Annotated in this window: 24 protein-coding genes; 13 read left to right on the forward strand and 11 right to left on the reverse strand. The window is 59.9% G+C overall.

The genetic code is table 11. The features are described 5' to 3' along the window. Both D8U82_RS06385 and D8U82_RS06390 read left to right on the forward strand, forming a co-directional pair. The coding region (locus tag D8U82_RS06385; RefSeq protein WP_130901897.1) for a helix-turn-helix transcriptional regulator at nt 1-1,463 on the forward strand (1,463 nt) is incomplete at its 5' end. Nucleotides 1,464-1,603: 140 nt separating this feature from the next. Next, the gene (locus D8U82_RS06390) at nt 1,604-1,861 is read left to right on the forward strand and encodes a DUF1652 domain-containing protein (protein WP_024013284.1); all 258 of its coding nucleotides are present in this window, start codon (nt 1,604-1,606) and stop codon (nt 1,859-1,861) included. Nucleotides 1,862-2,905: 1,044 nt separating this feature from the next. Here D8U82_RS06390 and D8U82_RS06400 read toward each other — a convergent pair. The 4 genes from D8U82_RS06400 to D8U82_RS06415 all read right to left on the reverse strand — a co-directional run bounded on the left by D8U82_RS06400 (nt 2,906) and on the right by D8U82_RS06415 (nt 6,450). Then, nucleotides 2,906-3,673, reverse strand: coding sequence for an SDR family oxidoreductase (locus D8U82_RS06400; protein WP_024013283.1), 768 nt, complete (start codon nt 3,671-3,673; stop codon nt 2,906-2,908). A gap of 37 nt (nt 3,674-3,710) precedes the next feature. Then, nucleotides 3,711-4,778, reverse strand: coding sequence for a phosphotransferase family protein (locus tag D8U82_RS06405; RefSeq protein WP_130901899.1), 1,068 nt, complete (start codon nt 4,776-4,778; stop codon nt 3,711-3,713). Nucleotides 4,779-4,941: 163 nt separating this feature from the next. Further along, nucleotides 4,942-5,910, reverse strand: a complete 969-nt coding sequence (locus D8U82_RS06410; RefSeq protein WP_024013281.1) for a 2-hydroxyacid dehydrogenase — start codon at nt 5,908-5,910, stop codon at nt 4,942-4,944. A 156-nt stretch (nt 5,911-6,066) separates the two neighbouring features. Beyond that, nucleotides 6,067-6,450: a tautomerase family protein gene (locus D8U82_RS06415; RefSeq protein WP_016775121.1), complete on the reverse strand. Its 384-nt coding sequence runs from the start codon at nt 6,448-6,450 to the stop codon at nt 6,067-6,069. A gap of 226 nt (nt 6,451-6,676) precedes the next feature. On the opposite strand from D8U82_RS06415, the gene D8U82_RS06420 reads away from it, so the two are divergent. The 3 genes from D8U82_RS06420 to D8U82_RS06425 all read left to right on the forward strand — a co-directional run bounded on the left by D8U82_RS06420 (nt 6,677) and on the right by D8U82_RS06425 (nt 8,626). After that, nucleotides 6,677-6,871: a hypothetical protein gene (locus tag D8U82_RS06420; RefSeq protein ID WP_016775120.1), complete on the forward strand. Its 195-nt coding sequence runs from the start codon at nt 6,677-6,679 to the stop codon at nt 6,869-6,871. A 52-nt stretch (nt 6,872-6,923) separates the two neighbouring features. After that, nucleotides 6,924-7,094 carry a hypothetical protein gene (locus D8U82_RS28060; protein WP_016775119.1) on the forward strand — a complete coding sequence of 57 codons (171 nt, stop codon included), beginning with the start codon at nt 6,924-6,926 and terminating at the stop codon, nt 7,092-7,094. Nucleotides 7,095-7,345: 251 nt separating this feature from the next. Then, nucleotides 7,346-8,626, forward strand: coding sequence for an HAAAP family serine/threonine permease (locus tag D8U82_RS06425; RefSeq protein ID WP_024013278.1), 1,281 nt, complete (start codon nt 7,346-7,348; stop codon nt 8,624-8,626). A 166-nt stretch (nt 8,627-8,792) separates the two neighbouring features. Here D8U82_RS06425 and acnB read toward each other — a convergent pair whose 3' ends face one another. Further along, the gene (gene acnB, locus D8U82_RS06430; RefSeq protein WP_130901927.1) at nt 8,793-11,402 is read right to left on the reverse strand and encodes a bifunctional aconitate hydratase 2/2-methylisocitrate dehydratase; all 2,610 of its coding nucleotides are present in this window, start codon (nt 11,400-11,402) and stop codon (nt 8,793-8,795) included. Between the two features lie 467 nt (nt 11,403-11,869). Here acnB and D8U82_RS06435 point away from each other — a divergent pair, with 467 nt between their 5' ends. Next, nucleotides 11,870-12,340 carry a DUF1289 domain-containing protein gene (locus tag D8U82_RS06435; RefSeq protein ID WP_024013275.1) on the forward strand — a complete coding sequence of 157 codons (471 nt, stop codon included), beginning with the start codon at nt 11,870-11,872 and terminating at the stop codon, nt 12,338-12,340. A gap of 100 nt (nt 12,341-12,440) precedes the next feature. Here the strand turns inward: D8U82_RS06435 and D8U82_RS06440 are convergent, their stop codons facing one another. Beyond that, nucleotides 12,441-13,304 carry a universal stress protein gene (locus D8U82_RS06440; RefSeq protein ID WP_016775117.1) on the reverse strand — a complete coding sequence of 288 codons (864 nt, stop codon included), beginning with the start codon at nt 13,302-13,304 and terminating at the stop codon, nt 12,441-12,443. Between the two features lie 159 nt (nt 13,305-13,463). Between D8U82_RS06440 and miaE the strand changes: the two genes are divergently transcribed. The 3 genes from miaE to D8U82_RS06455 all read left to right on the forward strand — a co-directional run bounded on the left by miaE (nt 13,464) and on the right by D8U82_RS06455 (nt 16,202). Next, on the forward strand, nt 13,464-14,066 hold the full coding sequence (gene miaE, locus D8U82_RS06445; RefSeq protein ID WP_016775115.1) for a tRNA isopentenyl-2-thiomethyl-A-37 hydroxylase MiaE: 603 nt from the start codon (nt 13,464-13,466) through the stop codon (nt 14,064-14,066). A gap of 141 nt (nt 14,067-14,207) precedes the next feature. Continuing rightward, the gene (locus D8U82_RS06450) at nt 14,208-14,915 is read left to right on the forward strand and encodes a winged helix-turn-helix domain-containing protein (protein ID WP_130901900.1); all 708 of its coding nucleotides are present in this window, start codon (nt 14,208-14,210) and stop codon (nt 14,913-14,915) included. Beyond that, nucleotides 14,916-16,202: an ATP-binding protein gene (locus tag D8U82_RS06455; protein WP_130901901.1), complete on the forward strand. Its 1,287-nt coding sequence runs from the start codon at nt 14,916-14,918 to the stop codon at nt 16,200-16,202. Nucleotides 16,203-16,301: 99 nt separating this feature from the next. Here the strand turns inward: D8U82_RS06455 and D8U82_RS06460 are convergent, their stop codons facing one another. Continuing rightward, the gene (locus D8U82_RS06460; protein WP_130901902.1) at nt 16,302-16,790 is read right to left on the reverse strand and encodes a GFA family protein; all 489 of its coding nucleotides are present in this window, start codon (nt 16,788-16,790) and stop codon (nt 16,302-16,304) included. A gap of 138 nt (nt 16,791-16,928) precedes the next feature. On the opposite strand from D8U82_RS06460, the gene glsB reads away from it, so the two are divergent. Together glsB and D8U82_RS06470 are read left to right on the forward strand one after the other, a co-directional pair. Continuing rightward, a complete protein-coding gene (gene glsB / locus D8U82_RS06465; RefSeq protein ID WP_024013269.1) occupies nt 16,929-17,837 on the forward strand; it encodes a glutaminase B in 909 nt (302 codons plus the stop codon). A 182-nt stretch (nt 17,838-18,019) separates the two neighbouring features. Then, entirely contained in the window at nt 18,020-19,522 is a 1,503-nt protein-coding gene (locus D8U82_RS06470; RefSeq protein ID WP_130901903.1) for an aldehyde dehydrogenase family protein, read from the forward strand. Between the two features lie 119 nt (nt 19,523-19,641). On the opposite strand, the gene D8U82_RS06475 is transcribed toward D8U82_RS06470, so the two are convergent. Then, a complete protein-coding gene (locus D8U82_RS06475) occupies nt 19,642-20,301 on the reverse strand; it encodes a carbonic anhydrase (protein WP_130901904.1) in 660 nt (219 codons plus the stop codon). Nucleotides 20,302-20,359: 58 nt separating this feature from the next. Then, a complete protein-coding gene (gene cynS / locus D8U82_RS06480; protein WP_130900439.1) occupies nt 20,360-20,827 on the reverse strand; it encodes a cyanase in 468 nt (155 codons plus the stop codon). Nucleotides 20,828-20,947: 120 nt separating this feature from the next. Here cynS and cynR point away from each other — a divergent pair, with 120 nt between their 5' ends. Beyond that, entirely contained in the window at nt 20,948-21,829 is an 882-nt protein-coding gene (cynR, locus tag D8U82_RS06485) for a transcriptional regulator CynR (protein ID WP_130901905.1), read from the forward strand. A gap of 172 nt (nt 21,830-22,001) precedes the next feature. Here cynR and D8U82_RS06490 read toward each other — a convergent pair whose 3' ends face one another. Together D8U82_RS06490 and D8U82_RS06495 are read right to left on the reverse strand one after the other, a co-directional pair. Continuing rightward, nucleotides 22,002-22,331, reverse strand: coding sequence for a hypothetical protein (locus D8U82_RS06490; RefSeq protein ID WP_041480831.1), 330 nt, complete (start codon nt 22,329-22,331; stop codon nt 22,002-22,004). A 543-nt stretch (nt 22,332-22,874) separates the two neighbouring features. Continuing rightward, nucleotides 22,875-24,818, reverse strand: a complete 1,944-nt coding sequence (locus D8U82_RS06495; protein WP_130901906.1) for a DNA topoisomerase III — start codon at nt 24,816-24,818, stop codon at nt 22,875-22,877. A gap of 191 nt (nt 24,819-25,009) precedes the next feature. On the opposite strand from D8U82_RS06495, the gene D8U82_RS06500 reads away from it, so the two are divergent. Next, on the forward strand, nt 25,010-25,372 hold the full coding sequence (locus D8U82_RS06500) for a DUF427 domain-containing protein (RefSeq protein ID WP_039763140.1): 363 nt from the start codon (nt 25,010-25,012) through the stop codon (nt 25,370-25,372). Nucleotides 25,373-25,414 lie beyond the last annotated feature (42 nt).

Raw genomic sequence — 25,414 nt, forward strand, 5'->3', positions numbered from 1 at the left:
GTCGCCAGTTGCAGCAGATCATCGCCGGGCTGTCGGACGGGGTGATTCTGCTGGAACTCGACAAAAGCATTCTCTGGGCCAACGAAGCGGCGCTGACCATGCACGGTGTCAGCACCATCGGTGATCTGGGCAGCAACGCCGACGAGTATGCCAAACGCTTCACGCTGCGCTATCGCAACAATCATGTTTTGCCGCCGGACAACTACCCGATCAGCCGTGTCGCCCGCTGCGAGGCGTTCAATGATGTGCTGATCGAAGTCTCGTCCGTGGACGACCCGGAGCGGGTCTGGGTGCACAGCGTGCGCAGCATGGTGCTGACCGACCGCGTCGGCCAGCCCGAGTCGCTGGTGCTGATCATGAGCGACGTTACCGACTGGGCCAACGCCGAGCAGCGTTTCGAAAAAACCTTCAACGCCAACCCCGCGCCGGCAGTGATCTGTCGTCTCAGCGATTTGCGCTACATCAAGGTCAACCCGGGCTTTCTGGAAATGACCGGCTATACCCGCGATCAGGTGATCGGCACCTCGGCTTACGAAATCGATATCTTCGAGCAGGCCGATCAGCGCGATCTGGCTGTTCAGCGCTTGCGCGATGTCGCGACCATTCCGCAGATGCAGGCGGAACTGCGGCTCCCCGACGGTGGCAGTAAACAGGTGATCGTTGCCGGTCAGCCGTTGCTGCTCAACGACGAGAATTGCATGCTGTTCTCTTTCGTCGACATGGAGCCCCGGCGCCGGGTCGAAGTGGCCTTGCGTCAGAGCGAGGAGCGCTTTGCCAAGGCTTTTCGTCTGACTCCGGTGCCGATTCTGATCTGCACCGCTGAAAAGCAGGAGGTCATCGACGTCAACCAGGCATTCCTCGATACCCTGGCCTATGACAGCGATGACGTACTCGGCAAAACCGTGACGCAATTGAGCTTCATCCACGATGACGGCGCGCGCACCCGGTTATTGTCGGCGTTGGCGAAGAACGGTCGGGTGGATCGGGTAGATGTGCCGGTGCGCAAGAAGGACGAGGAGTTGCTGGAATGTGCGGTCTCGGCCGACACCGTGAACATTCACGACACGTCCTGCTATTTGCTGGTGCTGATGGACATGACCGAGCGCAAGCGCACTGAGTTGGAGCTGGTCGCGGCGATCGAAGAGGTGATGAAGGATGCGTCGTGGTTCAGCCGGACGCTGATCGAGAAGCTGGCCAATGTGAAGAAGATCAACTCGCCGCAGCTGCCAAGTGCCTCGTTCACTGACCTGACGGCCCGTGAACGCGATGTGCTGGGCTTGATCTGTGAAGGACTGGCGGACAAGGAGATCGCCGCGCGGTTGAAACTGGCGCCCAATACCGTGCGCAATCATGTTGCCACTGTGTACTCGAAAATCGATGTGCATAGCCGCAGCGAGGCGATCGTCTGGGCTCGGGAGCGCGGTTTGTTTTCGGGAGAGTGGGGCACCAAGGGCCAGCGCTGAGGGGTGCAAATGCACTAGTTACAAGGGTGCAAATTCATGTATTGGCCAAGACGTTGTGTTCTTAGGCTGGTGGGGTGCGGTGTAGACCATTTCGGGTTTGCGATCGTGCCCCTTCTGAAACAGTCATAGGAACAACGTCAATGATGAATCTTGCGCAGTTGCGCGCTCGGCTCGAGCACAGTTTTGCGCCGCTGGCTTGTGAGTGTTCGGTGGATGGTGATCATTCGCTGACGGTCAAGTTGTATCACCGGGATTCGGGGCAGGTGGATCTGGTGATCAGCGGGCTGGATCTGGCTTCGCTGCGTACGCCTGGGGCGGTCGAGGCGTTGGTGGATGAGTTGCGGTATGAGCTTGAGAGCAATTCCTTGCGTTCTTCGCGGGATCCGGATTTGGCTTAAGCGCGCTTTGGTCTTGGCGGCCTTTGGGCCGGCCATGCTCTGGGGGGTTGGGTGTATATCCGTTTCTGCGGGTGTTGCGGCTGGCGGTTTCGCCCTTACGGCGAGTCACCTTTTCCAGACGCCGAAAAGGTAACCGAAAAGGCTTGCTCCTGCGTTCGGCCCTCGCAGGCTCGGGTTCCTTCGCTCCGGGACTGATCCGGGCGCAGCGGCTACGGTTTGCTTCGCTGCACCTCCTTCCGCTGTGTACGACTGCGTCGTACGGTCGCTGCGCTCCCACGCCCGGATCAATCCCTCCACTCAGCCTGCCGACGGGCTCCAGGATCAAAAGCTTTACTCGAGCTAACGCTCATCGTGTGGAGCTGCCGAAGGCTGCGATCTTTTGATTTTGATTTTCTGTGGGAGCGAGCCTGCTCGCGAAGGCGGCCTGTCAGCCGACCTGTTTCTTGAGGTTGTACTCAGTCTTGTTGTAGGAGTAAGCCTGCTCGCGATGCGACCTTTGCCTGCAACGATGATCTCAATCCAGCCCTCTGCCGGAAAATCCCCGCAAAACCGACAGCCAATCCCAGCCAATCTCCCCAATCCACTGGCGCTAACAAGGCGCTCAGCTATAAAGAATGAGTGGTCAGGTCTTCCGCGGCCGGTTGGGTTGCGGGAGTTTGTCTCCCTTTACCGCGGGTCGTCCTATGAATAATCCTGGGAAACGCGTATTGCCGTTGGCTTTTCTTGCAGTGTTGTTAACCGGTTGTGCCAGTCCTCCACCCCCTGCGCCTGTCGCGCCGCCGCCTCCGCCGGAACGTCGGTGTGAGGTGCTGGAGAATACTGAGGTTGCCGGAGATATGTATGTCGATGGGCAGGTGACGCGCCACATCACCACTACCCGTTGCATAACCCAATAACACTCGCGATTCCTCGATTGCACGAGGCCTGGAACCCAGCAGTGACCCTGTGGGAGCGAGCCTGCTCGCGAAGGCGTGGTATCAGTCAAAACATAGCTGACTGACACAACGTTTTCGCGAGCAGGCTCGCTCCCACACGGGACAGGTATCAGGACAGGAATCCGCCATCCACATTCAGCGCCACGCCAGTGGTGTAGCTCGACGCATCGCTGGCTAGGTACAACACCGCGCCGGCCATTTCGCTTGGGTCGGCTACGCGTTTGAGCGGGATCTGGGTCAGTGCCTGTTTCAGAATCGCATCGTTCTTGACCAGCGCCGAGGCGAATTTGGTGTCGGTCAGGCCGGGGAGCAGGGCGTTGCAGCGGATGCCGAATTGCGCGCATTCCTTGGCGAAGACTTTGGTCATGTTGATGACCGCCGCTTTGGTCACCGAATAGATGCCCTGGAAGATACCCGGGGAGATGCCGTTGATCGAGGCGACGTTGATGATGCTGCCGCCACCGTTTTCGCGCATCAGCTTGCCGGCTTCGACCGACATGAAGAAATAGCCACGAATGTTCACATCGACGGTCTTCTGGAACGCGCCCAGATCGGTGTCGAGTACGTTGCAGAATTGCGGGTTGGTCGCGGCGTTGTTGACGAGGATGTCGAGGCGGCCGAATTGTTCCTTGATCCCGGCGAAGACCTGGCTGATCTGCTCCATCTCACCGATGTGGCAGGCCACGGCTGTTGCCTTGCCGCCGGCGGCGGTGATGGCGTCGGCGACGTGTTGGCAGCCTTCGAGCTTGCGGCTCGAGACGATCACATGGGCGCCTTGCTGGGCCAGCAGTTTGGCGATGGCTTCACCGATGCCACGGCTGGCACCGGAGACGAAAGCGATTTTGCCGTCGAGGTCGAACAACTGAGTCTTGGACATGGGTTTCCCTTGTTGGAAGTCTTGTTATTGGCCCGGATCAGAGGCTGGATTTCTGGATGACCTGCAGGCTCATCTGCTCCAGCAGTTTGTTCATGTGAATGAACTGCGCGAAGCGTTTGTCCTGCGTCTGGCCATGGTAGAAGCGGTAGTAGATCTGCTGCACGATGCCGGCCAGGCGGAACAGGCCGTAGGTGTAGTAGAAGTCGAAATTGTCGATGCGGATGCCCGCGCGCTCGGCGTAGTAGTCGACGAATTCGCGGCGGGTCAGCATGCCCGGTGCGTGGCTTGGCTGGCGGCGCATCAGTTGCACCGGTGCCGGGTCGCCGGCTTCGATCCAGTAGGCGAGGGTGTTGCCCAGGTCCATCAGCGGGTCGCCGAGGGTGGTCAGTTCCCAGTCGAGCACGCCGATGATCTGCATCGGATTGGCCGGGTCGAGGATGACGTTGTCGAAGCGATAGTCGTTGTGGACGATGCTCGAGGTCGGGTGGTCGGCCGGCATCTTGTCGTTGAGCCAGGCTTTGACTGCTTCCCAGTGCGGCGCGTCCGGGGTCAGGGCTTTTTCGTAGCGTTCGCTCCAGCCCTTGATCTGCCGCGCGACGTAGCCTTCGGGCTTGCCCAGGTCGCCGAGGCCGCAGGCGTTGTAATCGACCCGGTGCAGTTCGACGAAGCGGTCGATGAAGCTTTTGCACAGTGCTTCGGTTTTCGCCGAATCAAGGCCCAGTTCCGGCGGCAGTTCGGCGCGCAGGATGATGCCTTTGACCCGTTCCATCACATAGAACTCGGCGCCGATGACGGCCTCGTCAGTGCAATGGACGTAGGCCTTCGGGCAATACGGAAAGCCGTCGCGCAGTTGGTTGAGAATGCGGAACTCACGGCCCATGTCGTGGGCGGATTTGGCCTTGTGGCCGAACGGCGGACGGCGCAGAACGAATTCTTGCTCAGGGTATTCCAGCAGGTAGGTCAGGTTCGACGCGCCGCCGGGAAACTGGCTGATCTGCGGAGTGCCGGTCAGGCCGGGAATGTGCGCCTTGAGGTACGGATCGATCAGGCTGGCATCGAGTTCTTCGCCCGCGCGGATCCGGGTGGACTGGTCAGTAAGCGCCATGCTTATCCCTTCTGCTTATTTTGGAGGCCAGACATCATTGGCTAATCTAATGGCGCGCTCGGGTGCTCACAAGCGCGGGTCGGTCTTATAGGTTAGCGTGTTGCTGGATAATCAACTTTGAGAATGGGGCAAAGATCGGCGCGGTTCGACGATGCCGCGCCCGTTAATGCACGCGCTGGTTACTCAGTTTTGGCGGCAGGGCGACAGGCGTCAGCACCGGTTGCCCGGAGAAAAACGCCATCAGGTTCTTCCCCACCAGTTCAACGGTGCCTTGGGTGGCTTCGGGGGAGAGCCCGGCGACGTGGGGAGTCAGCACAACGTTGCTGAGGTGTTTCAGGGCATCAGGCACTTCCGGTTCGTGATCGAACACGTCCAGCGCTGCGCCGGCTATACGACGTTGCTCGAGTGCGGTGATCAGGTCTGCCGTAGCGATAACACTGGCGCGGGCGATGTTGACGATAAAACCCTTGGGGCCGAGGGCATCGAGCACGGCTCGCGTGACCAGATGTTGAGTAGCAATGCCACCCGGCGTGGCAACGACCAGAAAGTCCGAAGCTCGCGCCAGATCGGTCGGTGTCGAGCAGAACGCATAAGCGACGTCGCTGCGCACCTGGCGGTTGTGGTAGCTGATCTGCATGTCGAAACCCAGCTCCGCACGCTTGGCAATCGCCATGCCCACGGCGCCCAGCCCGAGGATGCCCAGACGCTTGCCGGCCAGCGACGGGCGCATGATTTTCGGCCATTCACCGCGGCGCACGGCGGCATCGCAGCGCGGGATGTCGCGGACCAATGCCAGCAGCAATGCCATCGCATGATCGGCCACTGACGAGGCGTTGACACCGGCGCCATTGGTGACGGTGATCCCGCGGTCGCTGGCCGCTTGCAGGTCGACCTGTTCATAACCGGCGCCGATCACCGTGATGATTTTCAGGGCGGGCAGGGCGCTGATCTCTTGCGCAGTCAGGCCCAGTGGGCCGCGAGTGAGCACGGCGTCGATGCGACTGCCATGGGTGGCGATGGCTTGCGCGCGTTCGGCTGGCGTTGGTGCAAGGATCAGGTGGAATCCCTGATGCTCAAGAATCGGCAGATAGTCATTGATCGTTTCAACCAGTACCAGAACGGTTGCGGGCATTGCGCGGCTCCTGTGATTGGCGGCGGGTGGGTCGCGAAAGTCGACTCAGAGTGCTGAATCCGCAGCGGCTTGGCAATCGTTGCATTCAAGCAGTGGTGCTTTGATTCTGGACGGGTTCGTGGAACAAGCAAGTACGCAGGCATGGCGCACGACCCATCAGCTGACGTATTGCGCAACACCATTACCGAACGACCAGTTCTCTTTCTTTACCTCCAGCAGATTGATGAACACATCCTCCAGGCGAATACCCAGTTGCGCATGCAGGCGCTCGGCAATGGTTTTGAACAGCAATTGTTTCTTTTCCACGCTGCGCCCTTCGCTGATGGTGATCTGGATGAACACCACGCCGTCGCTGCGCTGGATGCCGAGGTATTGCGGGTCATAAACGAAATGCTGGGCGTCATGTTCGTTGAGAATCTGGAAGTTGTCGTGCTCGGGCACATCGATACAGCTGCGCAGAGCGGCGTAGATCTGTTCGCCGATGCGCCTGGCGAAAGTGGGATCGGGATTTTGCTGGATGTCGACGCGGACCAGTGGCATGGGGGCTCCTTGGGTTATGGCTTCTCACACGCTAGATCAAGGTCAGGGTTCTGGCAGGTAATTGGTCTGGAATATTGCAAATTCCGTGTATGAGGCGGCTTACGTGACTCGCGGATTTTGCCTACGGGAATGGCAGATGCGTCTGCTGGTCAGCACCCGTATGGATGCGAAATCATCACGCCTCAGAGCAGCTTGCGCGATAGCTGCCACCAGCCAGGGAAGGCGAATGCTTCAAAACGACCGGGAAAACCTCGAACTGGACAAGCTGATGAATGAAATACGCAAGCTTGTGGCCGAGAGGAAAAAACTTGTGGCGGAAGAAAAAAAGATGAAATGGGAAACCTATTTCTACCCGGTTGCGGTAGTGGCCGGAATGTTGACCGCCACAGCGGCCTTGATCGGCCTTTCGCTCAAGTTATGAATGTGCGCGTTTCGCTCTATCCAACCCGTTACCCGCGAAAAAGGAAATCACCATGAGTACGTTCGACCGCCAAGCCATGATTGACCGTTCCGATCGAGAGCACGACGAGTACGTAGAAAGGTTACGCCTCAAGCAGCGAGGCGACATCGTTCCGATCCTTGCATTGCTGAGTCTTGCCTTGCTTTGCATGTCGTTTGGCTTTCTGGTCGCTCGATTGATCTGATCGTTCCGGCTGCGCACGGTGCCGGAAAAACTGCCAGAAAACGACATGCAGCGTAGCTGGAAACGGCAAAAAGCATTCCGAAAACGACTCCCCATCGGTCTGCTCCGCACAACCATTCCTCAGCTAAGTCTTTGCTTGCATTGATTTATCACGGAGAATCGCGCCCCTGTTTCGGCCGGAGCATGTCTGTCGGTTTTTTCCGACGCGTCCTGACCGAGTGGCAAGTGACCGGAATGCGGAGATCCGACCGGATGAATGATCAGGCCAATAGCCTCGAAAAGCGCTTCGACGCAGCAGCACCCGCTGAACTTTCGAGCTGGAATCGCCAGGACACCACCTGGATGCTGGGACTGTTTGGGACGGCCATTGGCGCCGGCACCCTGTTTTTGCCGATCAACGCAGGGCTGGGGGGCTTCTGGCCGCTGGTGATCCTCGCGCTGCTGGCCTTCCCGATGACGTTTTACGCGCACCGTGGCCTGACCCGTTTTGTGCTGTCCGGTCGCGAAGGTGCCGATATTACCGAAGTGGTCGAGCAGCATTTCGGTATCAAGGCCGGTGCCTTGATCACGCTGCTGTACTTCTTTGCCATCTTCCCGATCCTGTTGATCTACAGTGTCGGCCTGACCAACACGGTCGCCAGTTTCCTCGAACACCAACTGCACATCACGCCGCCGCCGCGCGCGTTGCTGTCGTTCGTGCTGATTCTCGGCCTGCTGGCCGTGGTGCGTTGCGGTGAGCAGGCGATCGTCAAAGCCATGAGCCTGATGGTCTATCCGTTCATCGTTGCGCTGCTGTTCCTTGCCGTGTACCTGATTCCGCACTGGAATGGCGGCATCCTCGCCACCGCGTCGCAAGTGCCGGCGCCGTCAGCGCTGCTGCACACGCTGTGGCTGGCGATTACGGTGATGGTGTTCTCGTTCAACCATTCGCCGATCATCTCGGCGTTCGCGATGGACCAGAAGCGTCGTTACGGTGTGCACGCCGACGAGCGCAGCTCACAGATCCTCGCGCGCGCTCATGCATTGATGGTCATTTTGGTGCTGTTCTTCGTATTCAGTTGCGTGCTGACCCTGTCGCCGGAGCAACTGGCTGAGGCGAAAGAGCAGAATCTTTCGATCCTGTCGTACCTGGCCAACCACTTCAGCAACCCGACCATCGAGTTTGCGGCGCCGTTGATTGCGTTTGTGGCGATATCCAAGTCGTTCCTCGGTCATTACATCGGGGCCAGCGAAGGCCTCAAGGGCCTGATCGTCAAGAGCGGCAGACGTCCGGGCGCCAAGGCGCTGGATCGCATCGTGGCGGCGTTCATGCTGGTGATCTGCTGGATCGTCGCAACGCTTGATCCGAGCATCCTGGGCATGATCGAAACCGTCGGTGGGCCGGTGATTGCGGCAATCCTGTTCCTGATGCCGATGTACGCGATTCGCAAGGTGCCAGCGATGGCGCGCTATCGCGGTCAGGCGTCGAACGTATTTGTTACGGCAGTCGGGCTGGTGGCGATTTCGGCGCTGGTTTACAAGCTGGCTGTGTAATGACTGATCGTTCCCACGCTCTGCGTGGGAATGCCTCTTGTGACGCTCTGCGTCACGCTTGGGGACGCAGAGCGTCCGGGGCTGCATTCCCACGCGGAGCGTGGGAACGATCAAAAAAAACGCCGCTCATCTCACGATGGGCGGCGTTTTTTATTGCCTTGCAGCGTTAGGCTTGAACGACCGGTATCTTGGCGTTCGCAGCAGCTTCACGGAACTCGGCGATCTGGTCGAAGGACAGGTAGCGGTAGACATCGGCCGCCATGCTGTCGATCTTGCCAGCGTATTCCATGTACTCCTCGACGGTCGGCAGGCGACCCAGGATCGAAGCAACGGACGCCAGCTCGGCCGAGGCCAGGTAGACGTTCGCGCCGTCGCCCAGACGGTTCGGGAAGTTACGGGTCGACGTGGAGACCACGGTGCTGTTCGGCTCAACGCGTGCCTGGTTACCCATGCACAGCGAGCAGCCTGGCATTTCCATGCGAGCGCCAGCCTTGCCGTAGATGCCGTAGTAGCCTTCTTCGGTCAGTTGGTGAGCGTCCATCTTGGTCGGCGGCGACAGCCACAGACGGGTTGGCAGCTGACCCTTGACCTGATCCAGCAGTTTACCGGCAGCGCGGAAGTGACCGATGTTGGTCATGCACGAACCGATGAACACTTCGTCGATCTTCTCGCCAGCAACGCTGGACAGCAGACGGGCGTCGTCCGGATCGTTCGGCGCGCAGAGCACAGGCTCGTTGATCTCGGCCAGATCGATTTCGATGACTTCGGCGTATTCGGCGTCGGCATCGGCTTCCATCAGCTCAGGATTGGCGATCCAGGCTTCCATCGCTTGAGCACGACGTTCCAGGGTACGCGCATCGCCGTAGCCTTCGCCGATCATCCAGCGCAGCAGGGTGATGTTGGACTGCAGGTACTCGGTGATCGACTCTTTCGACAGCTTGATGGTGCAACCGGCAGCCGAACGTTCGGCCGAGGCGTCGGACAGTTCGAACGCCTGCTCCAGGGTCAGACCTTCCAGGCCTTCGATTTCCAGGATGCGGCCGGAGAAGGCGTTTTTCTTGCCTTTCTTCTCGACGGTCAGCAGACCGTTCTGGATAGCGAAGTACGGAATGGCATGAACCAGGTCACGCAGGGTGATGCCAGGTTTCATCTTGCCCTTGAAGCGCACCAGGATCGATTCCGGCATGTCCAGTGGCATTACACCAGTGGCTGCAGCGAACGCGACCAGACCGGAACCGGCCGGGAACGAGATGCCCATCGGGAAACGGGTGTGCGAGTCACCACCGGTACCGACGGTGTCCGGCAACAGCATGCGGTTCAGCCACGAGTGGATGATGCCGTCGCCCGGACGCAGGGAGACGCCGCCGCGGGTCATGATGAAGTCAGGCAGGGTGTGGTGGGTGGTCACGTCGATCGGCTTTGGATAGGCCGCGGTGTGGCAGAACGACTGCATCACCAGATCAGCGGAGAAGCCCAGGCACGCCAGGTCTTTCAGTTCGTCACGGGTCATTGGACCGGTGGTGTCCTGAGAACCCACGGTGGTCATCTTCGGTTCGCAGTAGGTGCCAGGACGCACGCCCTTGCCTTCTGCCAGACCGCAGGCCTTGCCGACCATTTTCTGCGCCAGGGTGAAACCCTTGGTGCTTTCAGCTGGAGCTTCAGGCTTTTTGAACAGATCGAACGCTGGCAGACCCAGTTCGGCGCGAGCCTTTTCGGTCAGACCACGGCCGATGATCAGCGGAATACGACCGCCGGCACGGACTTCGTCCAGCAGCACCGGGGTTTTCATTTCGAAAGTGGTGATGACTTCGTCGGTACCGTGCTTGCAGACTTTGCCAGCGTGCGGGTACAGGTCGATCACGTCGCCCATGTTCATGTTCGACACGTCGAACTCGATCGGCAGGGCGCCGGCATCTTCCATGGTGTTGTAGAAGATCGGAGCGATCTTGCTGCCGAAGCAGAAACCGCCAGCGCGCTTGTTCGGCACGTACGGGATGTCGTCGCCGAAGAACCACAGCACCGAGTTGGTCGCCGATTTACGCGAGGAACCGGTACCGACCACGTCACCGACGTAGGCGATCGGGAAGCCCTGGCCGCGCATTTCTTCGATCTGCTTCATCGGGCCGGTCTTGCCTTGCTCGTCCGGAACGATGCCGTCACGGGCCATTTTCAGCATGGCCAGGGCGTGCAGCGGGATGTCAGGACGCGACCAGGCGTCTGGCGCAGGGGAGAGGTCGTCGGTGTTGGTTTCGCCGGTGACCTTGAATACGCGCAGGCTGATCTTGTCGGCCAGGACCGGGCGCTTCTTGAACCACTCGCCGTCAGCCCAGGATTGCAGCACGGCCTTGGCGTGAACGTTGCCGTTCTTGGCTTTTTCAGCGACGTCGTGGAAGGCGTCGAACATCAGCAGGGTGTGCTTGAGTTCTTCGGCGGCGACTGGCGCGAGCTCGGCGTCGTCCAGCAGTTCAACGAGGGTGACGATGTTGTAGCCGCCCTGCATGGTGCCGAGCAGTTCTACAGCGCGTTTCTTGTCCAGCAGAGGGGAGGTGGCTTCGCCCTTGGCCAGGGCAGACAGGAAACCGGCCTTGACGTAAGCGGCTTCGTCCACTCCAGGTGGTACGCGATTGGTGATCAGGTCAACGAGGAAAGCTTCTTCGCCAGCCGGAGGGTTCTTCAGCAGCTCGATCAGGCCTGCTGTTTGTTCGGCGTTAAGCGGCTGGGGAACGATACCCAGGGCTGCACGCTCTTCGATATGTTTGCGGTAGGCTTCAAGCACAGTTATTACCCTCATCAGTGGTCCCAAATGGGTGTCCGGGACGCTCATCCCGAAATTGCCGTACTCATGCGCCTCACGACGTTGTGGGTCGTTCGGCCAGAATTACCGGCAATTCCTTACAGAAGCTGCTTTCAAAGTTTTACGCCTGCAGAACGGGGAGCTGATGAGGGTTGGCGTTGGGCTTTTCCCCGCTGGAAAAACCCTTCGCCAACACCGCTCTGAAGGAACGACTGTGCTCGTGACGCTTTGAAAACAGCTTCTAACGGACATTGGCGCCTTAAAAGGCTGGCTGATTCTACGGCAAAAAAAATTTAAAGGTAAGTCGCGCTCTATTGGACTTTCGTGGCAATCAGCGCGGCCGGAGCAAACTTGCGACGCCGGCGAGACCTTGCTGTTTGAGGGGTGATCAATGCCCGACAAAGGGCTAACATGCCGGCCTGTTCCGCGTTTCAGTGTTCTGCCCATTTATGCCCAATCAGACCATCAAGACCCCCTGCGTCGGCCTCTGCTCCACCGTTTACGGTGACCTTGTGTGCCGTGGCTGCAAGCGTTTCCACCACGAAGTGATCCATTGGAACGGGTACAACGAGGAGGAAAAGCGTGCTGTGTGGCTGCGTCTGGAGCAGTTGCTGTCACAAGTGATGGCAAGCAAGGTCGAGATCTTCGATCCGGCGCGCCTGCGCGAGCAGCTCGAACAGCGCAAGATCCGCTTCGTACCGCATCAGTCGGAATATTGCTGGGCCTATCAGCTGATTGCCCGGGGCGCGCGGGTGATCATTAATCTTGAGGCGTATGGGATGGTGTTGCTGCCGGAGTTCCGCGATTGGAACCTGCCGGAACTGCGCGATGCCATTGATCGGGAATTCTTCCTGCTGTCGGAAGCGCATTATCAGCGCTACATCGCCCCGGGCTTTCTGAAAGACGCCTTCGGCGCCTGAACAGCAAAAGCTTCGCGAGCAGGCTCGCTCCCACAGGGAAATGCATTCCAGATGTGGGAGCGAGCCTGCTCGCGAAAGCGCCAGTCAGGCATGGCAATCCTCAGTGTTTTGCCGTCAGTTCCACCAGATGATCCTCAACCTCCTGCGGCTTGAGCACCAGGACATCGCTTTCCAGCGTATCCAGCACCGCTTCAGCGGTATTGCCGATCAACGCGCCTGACAGACCACTGCGCGCCACCGTGCCAATCACCGTCACCGCCGCCTGCAGCTTGTGCGCCATGAACGGGATCAGCACATCTGCCGGGCCTTCCTCGACGTGCAGGTGCTCGTCATCGACATCGAACTCCGCCTGAAACGCCCGGCACTGCTCGCGGTATTTGGCTTCTATGGTCGATTTCAGCTGAAACGTCGGGTCTGCCGCCGAGAGCATCGGCGACGGATGCGCGGTAATCACATGCAGGTGCGCTTTGGCCAGACTGGCGATGTCATAGCCGTGATCGATGATGGTGCTGTGCAAATGCCGATGCTCACCGTCGGCATTGCCGACATCGACCGCAGCCAGGATCACTTTGTCCTTCCACGAACCGGCGGTTTTTACCAGCAGCACCGGGGTAGGGCAGTGGCGCAGAAGCTTCCAGTCGGCCGGGGTCAGCAGGGCCTTTTTCAGCGAGCTGTCGGGGAAGTGCTGTTTGATCACCAGACCGCAACCTTCGGCCTGCTGCACATCGATGATGGTTTCGTGCAGGCTCTCGTTCCACGCCTGTTCGGTGGTCACGCTGTAGCCTTCGGCGAGCAATGCCGCCTTGAGCACGCTGAGCAGGCCGGCGTGGTCATGCTTCTTGTCACACACCAGCAGATGCAGATGGGCCTGGGTGACACCGGCGATCAGCTTGGCGCGCTTGAGCGCCAGGCTTTCTGCATGTTCAGGTTCGATGACCACCAGAATGCTGCGAATGGCTTGCATGAGCGGAGTCTCCAGCAAAGAAAAGGCACGGCGTTGCACAACTATAGTTGCTACCCGAACGTCTGCGACTTGATGCATATCAACAGCCGCCGCTGGTGGTCTGCGGGCAGGCCGGTATAATCGGCGCCCTTCGCTCGAACACCTTTTACCGTGAGCCCCATGATCCTTCCCGAAATCCACGAATTCCTTGGCTGCCGCACGCCCGACGCCTGGGTCCAGGCGGCACTGGCCGATCAGGAAACCCTGCTGATCGATCACAAGAACTGCGAGTTCAAGGCCGCCAGCACGGCGCTGAGCCTGATTGCCAAGTACCACGCCCATGTCGACCTGATCAACATGATGTCGCGCCTGGCCCGGGAAGAACTGGTGCACCACGAGCAAGTCATGCGCATCATGAAACGGCGCAAGATCGAGTTGCGTCAGCTGCACGCCGGCCGCTACGCCTCGGGCCTGCGCAAAGTGGTGCGCAGCCACGAACCGGTGAAACTGGTGGATACGCTGGTGGTTGGCGCTTTCATCGAAGCGCGCAGTTGCGAACGCTTTGAAGCATTGGTGCCGCATCTGGACGAAGAACTGGGCAAGTTCTATTTCGGTTTGCTGAAAAGCGAGGCGCGGCACTTTCAGGGTTATCTGAAACTGGCCTATCAGTATGGTGATGCCAAGGATGTCGCGCAGGTGATCGAGCGCGTCCGTGCGGCCGAGCAGGAACTGATCGAATCGCCGGACGAGGAATTCCGTTTCCACAGCGGTGTGCCCGCCTGAATTTGTTAAAAACTCTTAAGAGTATGAAACATCACCGAAAACCGGCCCGAGTGGCCGGTTTTTGCTGTCTGCCGTCATCGCCTGTTCGATGAATGCCAGCATAATATCGGCCCTTCCACGTTTGGCTTGGCAACGGTTGTTATGGATAACCTGGGTTTCGGCAAAGTTCTGCTGGTCGAAGACGATGAGCGTCTCGCCGCACTGATCGCACACTTTCTAGAACAACACGGCTACGAGGTGCGCACGGTACATCGCGGTGATCTGGCCATGGCTGCGTTCCTGGAATTCAAGCCGAAAGTGCTGGTGCTCGACCTGATGTTGCCGGGGCAGAGCGGTTTGCAGGTCTGCCGGGAAATTCGCAGTGTCTCGGACACGCCGATCGTGATCCTCACCGCCAAGGAAGACGATCTCGATCACATTCTCGGTCTGGAGTCCGGCGCTGACGATTACGTGATCAAACCGATCAAACCGCCGGTATTGCTCGCGCGGCTGCGGGCGTTGCAACGGCGGCAGACGCCGGACAGCGGCGTGGTGAGTTTTCTCGAGTTCGGGCAATTGAGCATCGACCGCAGTTGCCGGGAAGTGCGCCTGACCGGTGAGCTGATCGAGCTGACCACCATGGAGTTCGAATTGCTCTGGTTGCTTGCCAGCGCGGCAGGCAAGATTCTTTCCCGCGATGACATTCTCAATCGCATGCGCGGCATTGCCTTCGACGGCCTCAACCGTAGCGTCGACGTCTACATCAGCAAATTGCGCAACAAGCTCAAGGACAATCCCCGCGAGCCGGTGTGCATCAAGACCGTGTGGGGCAAGGGCTATCTGTTCAATCCGTTCGCGTGGGAGCTGTAGATGCTGCGCTTGTTCCTCGGCCTGTTTCTGGTGATGACGGTGGGTCTGGTGCTGGCCTTGCAGGCGGTCGAGCACACCTTCAACGCGTTGCTCGACAGCCAGACGCAGGATTACAACCGTGAAGCCGTGCGTGGTCAGGCGTGGTCGCTGGTCGATCATCTGCAAGGCCGCCAAGGCGCCGAGCGTGAACAGAAACTCGATTCATTGCGCGCGCACTATGGTCTGTCGCTGAGTCTGGTCGAGGCCGATCAACTGGCCCTGACACCGCAGGAAAAAGCCGAGCTCGCGCGGAACCTGTTGGTGATCCGCGACGATTACACGCAGTTCATCAGCAACATCGATGGTGGCTCGCAGTTGCTCAGCATCAAGCTGCCGCCGGAGCCGAGCCTGATGCCGTTCTACATCACCGCAGCCTACATGATGCTCGCAGTGCTGATCGGCATCGTTCTGTTTTTCTGGGTGCGTCCACACTGGCGCGATCTGGAAAAGCTGCGGCTGGCGGCCGAGCGTTTCGGCGACAACGATCTTTCGGTGCGCATTCAGTTGTCGCGGCGCTCGAACATCCGCGATCTGGCCGAGCACTTCAATCTGATGGCGGCGCGCATCGAGGGCTTGATCGCCAACCAGCGCGAATTGACCAACGCCGTGTCCCACGAATTGCGCACACCGATTGCGCGGCTGTCGTTCGAACTTGATCAGCTCAAACAGCTACCGGACGCCAGCGAGAACCGCGAGCTGATCGCCGACATGTATGCCGACCTTGGTGAGCTGGAGGAGATGGTCTCGGAATTGCTGACCTACGCCAGCCTGGAGCATGGCGCGACGGTGATCAAACGGGAAAATATTCACGCAGCCGATTGGCTCGACAGCGTCGTCGGCAGTGTGGCGCTTGAAGCCGAAGCAGTGGGGGTGCAGTTGTCGATCGCCGGTTGCCAGGTCGACACGGTAAGCATCGAACCGCGCTTCATGGCGCGGGCGGTGATCAACCTTTTGCGCAATGCCATTCGCTATGCCGAGCAGCGCGTTGAGGTGTCGCTGCAGCGCAATGGCGATGACTATGAAGTGCGGGTCAGCGATGACGGCCCGGGCGTGCCGCTGGAGGGACGGGAGAAAATCTTCGAACCGTTTTCCCGACTGGACGCCAGCCGGGATCGGCGCACCGGGGGGTTCGGACTGGGCTTGGCGCTGGTGCGGCGGGTGTCGCAGTCCCATGGCGGGCAGGTTGAAGTTGGCGATTCGGTGTGGGGTGGGGCGCTGTTCAGGATGACTTGGGCGCATCTGGACTGATTGATATTGCCTGACCCGGCCCCTTCGCAAGCAGGCTCGCTCCCACAGGTAATCGCAATCCAAATGTGGGAGCGAGCCTGCTCGCGAAGGGCGCGGTGTTCAGCGAGTCACGCCGAGTCGCTCATGCCACTGGGCGATCGATTCTTCGGGATATTCATCGAACTGCTGATCCTTCGGCTTCGCCTCGACTTCAACCCACGGCGCTTTCGAACCTAGCATCAGATGTGTGCGTTCCGGCGGCACCGGCAGCGGCGTATCGATCGCCGAGGCGAATGGATGAATCAGCTCTGGCCACTCCGGGCTGAACAGCCACAGGCCGCTGCCGCACAGTGAGCAGAAGTGGCGCTCGGCGCTGCTGCGATGGGCGCGTTTATCGCCTTCAGCTTTCATCTTCGCGTGATAGATGCTGATGTTTTTGCGTCCGCGAACCTTGAGAGTGGTCGCGTCGCCGCCAAGGTTGATCGCATAACCGCCACCGCCCTGGGTCTTGCGGCAGATCGAGCAATAGCAGCGTTGATAGGGATAAGGATGGGCGCTGTCGAGGCTGAACGTGACTTCGCCGCAATGGCAGGAGCCTTCGAGGTGCATGGTGCTCTCCCGTGTCTAATGGTCCGCTTCAGCCTAGAACATTCTGCCTGATGCTTGCCGGTGTGATGCGACCGGCGGGCGCAGCGTCTAGCCCCAGTGTCCCCGCGATCCCATGGGGCGAGACTTTCGGAACCCGGCATGCAAGCGCTGTTGAACGAGATCCTTGACGCCGTCCGGCCCCTGATCGGGCAGGGCAAAGTTGCTGACTATATTCCCGCCCTCGGCACGGTGCCGGCCAACCAGTTGGGCATCGCCGTGTACAGTAACGACGGCGAAATGTATTGCGCCGGCGACGCTGAAACGCCGTTCTCGGTGCAGAGTATTTCCAAGGTGTTCAGCCTGGTGCAGGCCATCGATCACTCCGGCGAAGCGATCTGGGAACGGCTTGGCCACGAGCCTTCTGGCCAGCCGTTCAACTCGCTGGTGCAACTGGAATTCGAGCGCGGCCGCCCGCGTAACCCGTTCATCAACGCCGGGGCGCTGGTGATCTGCGACATCAACCAGTCGCGCTTCGCCGCGCCGACACTGTCGATGCGCGACTTCGTCCGGCGTCTGTCGGGCAATCCGCAGATCATGATCGACGGCAAGGTCGCCGACTCCGAATACCAGCACCGCGCGCGCAATGCGGCGATGGCCTATCTGATGCAATCGTTCGGCAACTTTCACAACGATGTCGAGGCGGTGTTGCGCAGCTATTTCAGCCATTGCGCGCTGCGGATGAATTGCATCGATCTGGCCCGGGCGTTCTGCTTTCTGGCCAATGACGGGTTCTGCAAGCACAGCGGCGAGCAGATCCTGACGCGCCGCCAGACCCAACAGGTCAACTCGATCATGGCCACCAGCGGTCTGTATGACGAGGCGGGCAACTTCGCTTATCGCGTCGGCCTGCCGGGCAAGAGCGGGGTCGGCGGCGGCATCGTTGCGGTGGTGCCGGGGCAGTTCAGCGTGTGCGTGTGGTCGCCGGAGTTGAATGCGGCCGGCAACTCGCTGGCGGGGATGGCGGCGCTGGAACTGCTGAGCTCAAGGATTGGCTGGTCGGTGTTCTGAAGACACACCACGATTTCCAGTGTGGGAGCGAGCCTGCTCGCGAAGAGGCCGGTACATTCAGCATCGATGTCGTCTGACTGGCCGCTTTCGCGAGCAGGCTCGCTCCCCCCGGGTGCAGTGTTGCTTTGCAGGATCGTGTTCTATACATTTTCCGGCCGCCCTCTGCATGGTGAATCCGCTTCATGTCTCTTGCGCTCGAACGTCTAGTCGCTGGCACGCCGATCCCTTTCGCTGGTAACCGAGTCACCGTGGTCAGCCCCGAACTGGCCGCGCGGTTTCAGCCCGGTGACCATCTGCTGGTCGAGCAGGTCAGTGGCGAGTTGTTGCTGATCCCCGTGGCCGATCAACAGGCCGCCTCGGTGGCAATCGAGCGTGCGGCTGCGGCATTCACAGCGTTGTCAGCGGTCTCCGATGAAGCCATCAGCCAGTTTTTCGATCTGTTCGCTCAGCGCCTGGAAAGTCCTGAATGCTGGACGCACATCGAAGCCGCCAACCGCGCCGACATGGAGCGAGCCAAGGCGCGCGGCCGCTCGACCACACGCTTGCTCGCTGATGAACGCATGCGCCGCGACATGATCGCCGGGCTGCGCGCCTGGCGTGATGCGCCACCGACCCGGGGCAAAGTGATCAGCAGTGTCGAGCACGATGGCTGGAAGGTTGAGCAAGTGGTCTCGCCGCTGGGCATCGTAGCCTTTGTCTTCGAAGGCCGACCCAACGTATTTGCCGACGCCGCCGGGGTGTTGCGCACCGGTAATACGGCTGTGCTGCGCATCGGCAGCGATGCGTTGGGCACTGCGCAAGCCATCGTCACTCACGCCTTGAACCCGGCACTGGCCGAAGCCGGCTTGCCGGTGGGGGCGGTGTCGTTGGTTGAAAGCGTCAATCACGCCGCCGGTTGGGCGATGTTTGCCGACCGGCGTCTGTCGCTGGCGGTGGCGCGCGGCTCGGGCCGTGCGGTCAGTCAGTTGGGCAGCATCGCCCAGCAGGCCGGCACTGCCGTCAGCCTGCACGGCACCGGCGGCGCGTGGCTGATCGCCGACCGTGACGCCGACGCCACTCGCTTCGCGGCAGTGGTGCGCAACTCGCTGGACCGCAAGGTCTGCAACACCCTGAACGTCTGCCTGATTCAGCGCGAACGCGCCGATGAGCTGGTGCCGCTGTTCCTCGATGCCTTGAAAGACGCCGGTACTGCGCGCGGCCAAGGCTGCAAATTGCACATCGTCGCGGGCAGTGAAAGTTGCCTGCCAAGCGAATGGCAAAACGCAACGGTCGAAGTTTATCGCGCCGAGGGTTACCAGACCGAAGCGCTGGCCGAGTCTTTGCCCGAGTCGGACCTGGGCCGCGAGTGGGAATGGGAAGAAACCCCGGAAGTCAGCCTGATGATTGTTGACGATCTGGATCAGGCGATTGCGCTCTTCAACCGTTACAGCCCGCAATTCACCGTGTCGTTGATCAGCGAGGATGCGGCGGTTCAGGAACGTTTCTACAACGCGGTGAATGCCCCGTTCGTAGGCAACGGCATCACCCGTTGGGTTGATGGCCAGTACGCGTTGAACAAGCCGGAACTGGGCCTTTCGAATTGGGAGAGCGGGCGCCTGTTTGCGCGCAGTGCCATTCTTTCCGGCGATGGCGTGTTTACCGTGCGTAGCCGGATGACTCAGGTTGATCTCACGGTGAAACGCTGATCTGTTGATCGTTCCCACGCTCCGCGTGGGAATGCAGCCCGTGACGCTCCGCGTCACTGGACGCAGAGCGTCCCTTGAGGCATTCCCACGCAGAGCGTGGGAACGATCACGGTGGGGAGTCAGGCAGCGTGGCTGGCTTGCGCGCTGATCGCGCAAGTCTCAGGCCGCTCGGCCAGCGGCACAAAGGTGCGGCGATCGGAAGAGAGCGCGTCGATCGAGCCGGTCTCGATGTCATACACCCAGCCATGCAGATTCAGCCGCCCTTGCTCCTGGGCCAGGCGCACACTCGGGTGGGTCTGGATATTCGCCAGTTGCGCGATCACATTCTCGCGCACCATCGAACTCAATTTCGCCGCGTCGCTGCCATGCACGCGCGCTTCGTTCATCACCTTCGCCGACTCGGCATGCTGCAGCCAGCCGCTGACGGCGGGCAGGTGATCCATGCATTTGCACTGGGCAATCGCCGTCATTGCGCCGCAATCGGAGTGGCCGCAAATCACGATATCGGTCACCCCCAGTACCGCCACCGCATACTCCACTGTCGCCGATACCCCGCCCGGATGCGGGCTGTAGGAAGGCACGATATTGCCGGCGTTACGGATCACGAACAGTTCGCCGGGCTCTTGCTGGGTCAGCAGCTCAGGCACCACGCGACTGTCGGAACAGGTGATGAACAGCGTGCCGGGTTGCTGAGTCGTGGCCAGATGTTTGAACAGTTCGCTGCGTTGCGGGAAGGCTTCGTTCTGGAATTTCAGGAAGCCGTCGATCAGGGCTTTCATGGGCGTGTCCTCGTGGCAGAAATGAGATGGCCCGCACGCAGGGTGCGGGCCGGGCGTATCAGAACGGACGCAGCGGCAGGAACTTGCCGTCGAGGGTCACCACGGCGCGGGAGCCGCCTTCCGGGTCTTCGACTTTTTTGATGTCCAGTTTGAAGTTGATCGCGCTGATGATGCCGTCACCGAACTGTTCATGAACCAGTGCTTTCAGCGTGGTGCCGTAGATCTGGATCATTTCGTAAAAACGGTAGATGGTCGGATCGGTCGGCACGCCGCTGAGGCTGCCACGCAAAGGAATGATCTGCAGAGCGGCGACGTCATCGGCGTTGAGGTCAAGCTTGTCGCCGACCACTCGAGCAGCGTTTTCCGGCAGCGGATGCTGGCCGAGCAGGGCGGCGGTGACGTAGGCCAGGCTGAGGCCGGCGCCGTCAGCAAGATCCTGCCACGACAGATCTTTTTTCGCCTTGGCGTCGAGAACGCGGGTGGTCAGGGCCAGGCTGTTGTCGTTGTAGGCGTGGGACTGTTGCATGGTGTCACTCCTTTCAAGGTTTGGCTTGCTGTGTGGAAGCAATGTTGCGCCGGCCAATCCATAGCGTCCAAGACCGATATACAATGCTTCGCATAAGTCCGGCCTATAGATGGGGTGTTCATGCTGTTGCGACATTTGCGTTATCTGCTCGCCGTTGCCGATCACGGCGGCTTCACCCGCGCCGCCGAAGCGCTGCATGTGTCGCAGCCGACCCTGTCGCAACAGATTCGGCAACTGGAACAAACCCTCGGCGTGAGCCTGTTCGATCGCACCTCGCGCACGGTGAAGCCGACGGATGCCGGCGTGGCTTACATCGAGTGCGCGCGGCGCGTGCTGGTGGAGCTGGAGGCCGGGCAGCGCGCCTTGCACGACGTGAAGGACTTGTCCCGCGGCACGCTGCGCCTGGCGATGACGCCGACGTTCATGGCGTATCTGGTCGGGCCACTGGTGCGCGACTACGGGGCACGGTTTCCCGGGATTCGTCTGGAGATCTTCGAGTTGTCGATGGACGACATCGAGGCCGGGCTGGCGGATGACTCGCTGGATGTCGCGATCGCGTTTACGCCGGTGCGCAATGTCGATATCGAATGCATACCGGCGTTTACCGAGACGCTGGGGATCATGGTCGGGCCTGGGCATCCGCTCTATGACAGCCCTTCGGTGTTGACGTCGACGGAATTGGCTTCAATGGATTTCGCCTTGCTGGCGCCGGGCTTCATTACGCGGTTATTGGTGGATGAGTATTTCCGTGAGCACGGGATTACGCCGCAGGTGCGGATTGAAGTGAATTCGGTGAGTACGTTGCTGGAAGTGGTGCGGCATGCGCCGCTGGCGACCATGCTGCCCGAGGCGATTGCCAGCGAAGACCGCGCGTTGCGCCGCTTGCGGGTCGAAGGCGAGGCGCCACAGCGTGGCGCGGCGTTGTTGCGGCGCAGAAATAATTATCACAGTGCGGCGGCGTTGGCGTTTGTTGATCTTGTTCTGCAAACGCGTACGACATGAACAAGACCTGTGGGAGCGAGCCTGCTCGCGAATGTGCTGTGTCAGACACTGATGTTTGCGCCTGAAGACTGCATTCGCGAGCAGGCTCGCTCCCACAAAGTTGCAGGGTGAGTTCCGGATGTAAAAAGGCCTGCTTCTTATCGAAGCAGGCCCTTTTTTACTGAAGCGTTATTCAATACAACCGATCAATCACCCGAACTTCATTCTGATTCTGCATCGAATCCCACGCCTGTTTCAGCGTCTGCAGCACACTTCCAATGAAGTCCTTGTCGGCCGCAGCCTTCTTGCCGACATAACCGTGGCCGCGGCGGTACATCTTCAGGCGGGCCAGCAGGTTCTGGTGGTTGCGGTCGAACTCTTCCTCGCCAGCATGGGGCGACAGGCAGTCGATGTGTACCTGGCCCGACTTGCTGATCCAGAGAATATGGCTGTCGTGGCTGTCTTTCTGCGCCGCGAACATACGCGCCAGTTCTTCAATGGTGGGTTGATTGTTCAGATTCATTGTTATGCCCCTTGACCAGTCTGGTGATCTTTCAAAGTTGATTCGCTAATACAGGTAGCCTATCGGTTAGTTGATCCCTGGCACCGAAACCAGGACGTCAGCGCTCGCCCATATGAAGTACGGGGTCATGCATCTGTTGCATGTAGTCGTGTTGAATAACTGCTACGCAATAGCGTCACAACGAGGAGAAGCAGCGAAAACCGGGAGGCTCCTTGACGACAATCCAGTGTCGGCCACAAGGCGTCTTGAGAATTTTCGCCAGCGCTTCTCGTCCTTGTACTGGACGTTCAGGCCAGGTCAGCTTCTTCAATCTGCCTTGTGGGCAGCGTGTATCCGGAAAAAACAACTCGGCGGTCAGACGAGTTTGCTCAAGCGTGTTACCAGTGCTCCCGATCGGGGAACGTCTTCATCATGCAAAAGCAAAACGATGCCGTCAACGGTTTTGTAGTGATTATTTTCAAGCACTACATATTGTCGGACAAAGCTGTTTTGGAATGAGAAAAGATCCGTTTCAGCAACGTAGAGAAGGGAACCTCAAGGGATTCAGCGAGTCGTCGGACGCGCCGTGCGTTTGCGCGTACCGGCGGTTTTGCTGGCCGTCGACTTGCGCTTTTTCTTCCACGGCGCTGCGGCTTTGCCGGCTGGCGGCGGGCCGCTGATGGTCAGGCTGAGAGCTGAGCAGCGGCTGACCTGCTTGCTCATCCACGCAGCCTGTTTGGTGACGAATTCTTCCAGACTCATCTCGCCGCTCTGCACCATGTCCAGCGCCTGTTCCCAGATCGCCGTAGTGCCAGGATCGGCGATCGCGCGCGGCACTGCATCGATCAGGCTGAATGCCGCAGGTGTAGCCGCCAGCGCCTTGCCGTTCTTCACCAGATAACCACGATCCAGCAGCCCTTGGATGATCGATGCGCGGGTAGCTTCGGTGCCGATGCCGGTGGTGTCCTTGAGTTTCTGTTTGAGCAGCGGGTCCTCGACCAGTTTGGCGACGTTCTTCATCGCCTTGATCAGATCGCCTTCGGTGTAGGGTTTTGGTGGCTGCGTCCAAAGATCCTTGAGATTCACTTTCGCCACAGCGCATTCGACGCCTTGGCTGAGGGTCGGCAAGGTTTGCGGCGCGGGGGCTTCGCGGCCCCTGGCCGGTGCCAGTGCTTCGGGCAATGCGCGCTTCCAGCCCGCTTCGATGATCTGCTTGCCGACCGCGCGCAACGCCTGCCCGTTGCAATCGAAATCGGCCTGGGTGCGATCGTATTCGTGATTGGGCAGGAACTGCGCCAGGTAGCGCGCACGAATCAGCGTGTACACCGCGCGATGCTTGCCGGTCAGGCGTTCGAGGTTCTTCGCGGCGATGGTAGGGATGATGCCGTGGTGAGCGCTGACCTTCGCGTCATTCCAGGCCCGCGAGCGCCGCTGCGGTTCGAGATGCCTCTGCAAAGGTTCAAGGCTCGGATCGGCCTGACGCAACGCTGTGAGGATCGATGGCGCCTCACTGTGCTGGCTCAATGGCAGAAAGCCGCAGTCACTGCGCGGATAGGTGATGACTTTGTAGGTTTCATACAGGGCTTGAGCGATGTCGAGGGTTTCCTGCGCACCGAGGCCAAGCTTTTTCGAGCAGACTTCCTGCAAGGTGCCGAGATCGAAGGGCAGGGGCGCCACTTCACGCATGCGATCGGTTTTCAGCTTGATCACTCGGGCGCTGGCTGCACTGTTGATCGCCGCTGCTGCTTGTTGCGCCAACGCCTGATTCAGGCAGCGATCCTGATCATCACAAACGTCTGATGGTGCGCGCCATTGCGCGCTAAACGTCGTGCCGTTGTGCAGCAAATCCACGTCGATTGCCCAGAACGGTACGGGGACGAAATCGGCGATGCTGCGGTCGCGGTCGACCACCAGTCGCAGGGTGGGCGTCTGCACTCGGCCCACAGGCAGCACGCCCTGATAACCCGACTGCCGGCCCAACAAGGTGAACAGTCGACTCATGTTCATGCCGATCAGCCAGTCCGCGCGTGAACGGCCCAGCGCCGAGTGATACAGGCTGAAGGTTTCGGCTCCCGGTTTCAGCGCGGCCAAGGCCTTGCGAATCGATGCCTCGTCCAGCGCCGACAGCCACAAGCGGCGGATCGGCCCGCGATAGCGGCAGTGCTCGACCAGTTCCCGAGCGATCATCTCGCCCTCGCGGTCGGCGTCGGTGGCGATGATCAGTTCGCTGGCCTCGCCAAGCAGACGTTTCACCGCTTTGTACTGACTGGCGGTGCGCGGCTTGACGGTCATTTTCCATTTGTCGGGAATGATCGGCAGATCAGCCAGCACCCAGCGCTTGTAGCGCGCGTCGTAGGCATCCGGCGGCGCGGTTTCGAGCAAATGGCCGATGCACCAGGTCACTGTGAGGTCCGTCCCCAACCAGCAGCCGTCGCCGCGACGCCTGGCGCCGAGCACGGCCGCAATGTCTTTGGCCTGGGAAGGTTTTTCACAGAGGTACAGCCGCATAGCTACCATCGCTGGTTGGTTTGTGGGAGCGCACAGGATGGCTGGAGTCTGCGACGCGAGCAACTTTTATCTGTATGGATATACAGATAAAAGCGTTGCAGGAGGTTTAGCCGTTCGGCCGTAATCCAGTCGAGCTGCGCAACCATCAGCTATACCTGAACCGGTCTCTTCGCCGTCTTCAGGAGAACCCCATGAAAAGCCCCAGCCCCGTGATCAGCGTTGAACAACTCAGCGGCTGCCTGCTGGTGAAATTCCACGGCATCCAGGTCGCCGCGTCCTCCCACGCGCTGATCCTCAATGAGGCCAACTATCCGCCGGTGTACTACATCCCGCGCGAAGACATCGACGAAAAATACTTCGCCCGCACCGACCACACCAGCTATTGCCCGTACAAGGGCGACGCCAACTATTTCAGCCTGCAAGTGCCCGGACATGAGGGTGCCAACGCGGTGTGGACGTACGAAAACCCGAAGGTCTCCGTCGCACCGATCCGCGACTACGTGGCGTTTTATCCGGACCAGGTGAAATTCGAAGTGATCAAGGCGGACGCCTGAGCAAAAAATGGCGAGAGAATCGCTTCCCTCGCCATTGTGGCA

Source organism: Pseudomonas sp. Sample_23 (assembly GCF_004307595.1).
In the GTDB taxonomy this organism is placed as follows: Bacteria; Pseudomonadota; Gammaproteobacteria; order Pseudomonadales; family Pseudomonadaceae; genus Aquipseudomonas; species Aquipseudomonas atacamensis.